The organism is Streptomyces sp. NPDC052036, assembly GCF_040680495.1.
Classification (GTDB): Bacteria; Actinomycetota; Actinomycetes; order Streptomycetales; family Streptomycetaceae; genus Streptomyces.
In genome coordinates this window covers 2,013-5,234 of the sequence record NZ_JBFAWW010000094.1, presented here as the reverse complement: position 1 = coordinate 5,234, position 3,222 = coordinate 2,013, and the positions used below count along the sequence as shown (strand labels likewise).

Sequence of the window (3,222 nt, the reverse complement as noted above, 5' to 3'; positions counted from 1 at the left end):
CAGTGGCGGGATTGTTCGTGGTTTCAGAACCAACACAGTGGACGCGAGCAACTGAGGACAAGCCCTCGGCCTATTAGTACCGGTCACCTCCACACGTTACCGTGCTTCCAGATCCGGCCTATCAACCCAGTCGTCTACTGGGAGCCTTACCCCATCAAGTGGGTGGGAGTCCTCATCTCGAAGCAGGCTTCCCGCTTAGATGCTTTCAGCGGTTATCCCTCCCGAACGTAGCCAACCAGCCATGCCCTTGGCAGAACAACTGGCACACCAGAGGTTCGTCCGTCCCGGTCCTCTCGTACTAGGGACAGCCCTTCTCAAGACTCCTACGCGCACAGCGGATAGGGACCGAACTGTCTCACGACGTTCTAAACCCAGCTCGCGTACCGCTTTAATGGGCGAACAGCCCAACCCTTGGGACCGACTCCAGCCCCAGGATGCGACGAGCCGACATCGAGGTGCCAAACCATCCCGTCGATATGGACTCTTGGGGAAGATCAGCCTGTTATCCCCGGGGTACCTTTTATCCGTTGAGCGACGGCGCTTCCACAAGCCACCGCCGGATCACTAGTCCCGACTTTCGTCCCTGCTCGACCCGTCGGTCTCACAGTCAAGCTCCCTTGTGCACTTACACTCAACACCTGATTGCCAACCAGGCTGAGGGAACCTTTGGGCGCCTCCGTTACCCTTTAGGAGGCAACCGCCCCAGTTAAACTACCCATCAGACACTGTCCCCGATCCGGATCACGGACCCGGGTTAGACATCCAGCACGACCAGACTGGTATTTCAACGACGACTCCACCCGAACTGGCGTCCGAGCTTCACAGTCTCCCAGCTATCCTACACAAGCCGAACCGAACACCAATATCAAACTGTAGTAAAGGTCCCGGGGTCTTTCCGTCCTGCTGCGCGAAACGAGCATCTTTACTCGTAGTGCAATTTCACCGGGCCTATGGTTGAGACAGTCGAGAAGTCGTTACGCCATTCGTGCAGGTCGGAACTTACCCGACAAGGAATTTCGCTACCTTAGGATGGTTATAGTTACCACCGCCGTTTACTGGCGCTTAAGTTCTCAGCTTCGCCCACCCGAAAGTGAGCTAACCGGTCCCCTTAACGTTCCAGCACCGGGCAGGCGTCAGTCCGTATACATCGCCTTACGGCTTCGCACGGACCTGTGTTTTTAGTAAACAGTCGCTTCTCGCTGGTCTCTGCGGCCACCCCCAGCTCGGAAAGCAAGTTCCCTCACCAGACGTGGCCCCCCTTCTCCCGAAGTTACGGGGGCATTTTGCCGAATTCCTTAACCATAGTTCACCCGAACGCCTCGGTATTCTCTACCTGACCACCTGAGTCGGTTTAGGGTACGGGCCGCCATGAAACTCGCTAGAGGCTTTTCTCGACAGCATAGGATCATCCACTTCACCACAATCGGCTCGGCATCAGGTCTCACCCTGCAAGAGCGGCGGATTTACCTACCACTCGGGCTACACCCTTACCCCGGGACAACCACCGCCCGGGATGGACTACCTTCCTGCGTCACCCCATCACTCACCTACTAACCGCTTGGTCCGGCGGCTCCACCACTTTCCCTTGCCCGAAGGCTCCGGAACGGCTTCACGGCCTTAGCATCACGATGCTCGATGTTTGACGCTCCACAGCGGGTACCGGAATATCAACCGGTTATCCATCGACTACGCCTGTCGGCCTCGCCTTAGGTCCCGACTTACCCTGGGCAGATCAGCTTGACCCAGGAACCCTTAGTCAATCGGCGCAAACGTTTCTCACGTTTGTATCGCTACTCATGCCTGCATTCTCACTCGTCAACCGTCCACGACTACCTTCCAGTGCCGCTTCACCCGGCAGACGACGCTCCCCTACCCATCACAGCAGGCGTTAGCCCTCATACTGCAATGACACGACTTCGGCGGTACGCTTGAGCCCCGCTACATTGTCGGCGCGGAATCACTAGACCAGTGAGCTATTACGCACTCTTTCAAGGGTGGCTGCTTCTAAGCCAACCTCCTGGTTGTCTGTGCGACTCCACATCCTTTCCCACTTAGCGTACGCTTAGGGGCCTTAGTCGATGCTCTGGGCTGTTTCCCTCTCGACCATGGAGCTTATCCCCCACAGTCTCACTGCCGCGCTCTCACTTACCGGCATTCGGAGTTTGGCTAAGGTCAGTAACCCGGTAGGGCCCATCGCCTATCCAGTGCTCTACCTCCGGCAAGAAACACACGACGCTGCACCTAAATGCATTTCGGGGAGAACCAGCTATCACGGAGTTTGATTGGCCTTTCACCCCTAACCACAGGTCATCCCCCAGGTTTTCAACCCTGGTGGGTTCGGTCCTCCACGAAGTCTTACCTCCGCTTCAACCTGCCCATGGCTAGATCACTCCGCTTCGGGTCTTGAGCGTGCTACTCCAACGCCCTATTCGGACTCGCTTTCGCTACGGCTACCCCACCCGGGTTAACCTCGCAACACACCGCAAACTCGCAGGCTCATTCTTCAAAAGGCACGCAGTCACGAGAATGTGCAAGCACATTCCGACGCTCCCACGGCTTGTAGGCACACGGTTTCAGGTACTATTTCACTCCGCTCCCGCGGTACTTTTCACCATTCCCTCACGGTACTATCCGCTATCGGTCACCAGGGAATATTTAGGCTTAGCGGGTGGTCCCGCCAGATTCACACGGGATTTCTCGGGCCCCGTGCTACTTGGGTGTCTCTCAAACGAGCCGCTGACGTTTCGACTACGGGGGTCTTACCCTCTACGCCGGACCTTTCGCATGTCCTTCGCCTACATCAACGGTTTCTGACTCGTCCCACGGCCGGCAGACCGTGGAAGAGAGATCCCACAACCCCCCAAGCGCAACCCCTGCCGGGTCTCACACGCTTAAGGTTTAGCCTCATCCGGTTTCGCTCGCCACTACTCCCGGAATCACGGTTGTTTTCTCTTCCTGCGGGTACTGAGATGTTTCACTTCCCCGCGTTCCCTCCACACTGCCTATGTGTTCAGCAGCGGGTGACAGCCCATGACGACTGCCGGGTTTCCCCATTCGGAAACCCCCGGATCAAAGCCTGGTTGACGACTCCCCGGGGACTATCGTGGCCTCCCACGTCCTTCATCGGTTCCTGGTGCCAAGGCATCCACCGTGCGCCCTTAAAAACTTGGCCACAGATGCTCGCGTCCACTGTGCAGTTCTCAAACAACGACCAACCACCCG

General features: G+C 57.3%; 1 rRNA gene. It reads right to left on the bottom strand.

The features are described from left to right. Positions 1 to 53: 53 nt before the first annotated feature. Positions 54 to 3,172: ribosomal RNA gene (locus AB0L95_RS41725) — 23S ribosomal RNA — on the bottom strand. Between the last annotated feature and the right edge of the window lie 50 nt (positions 3,173 to 3,222).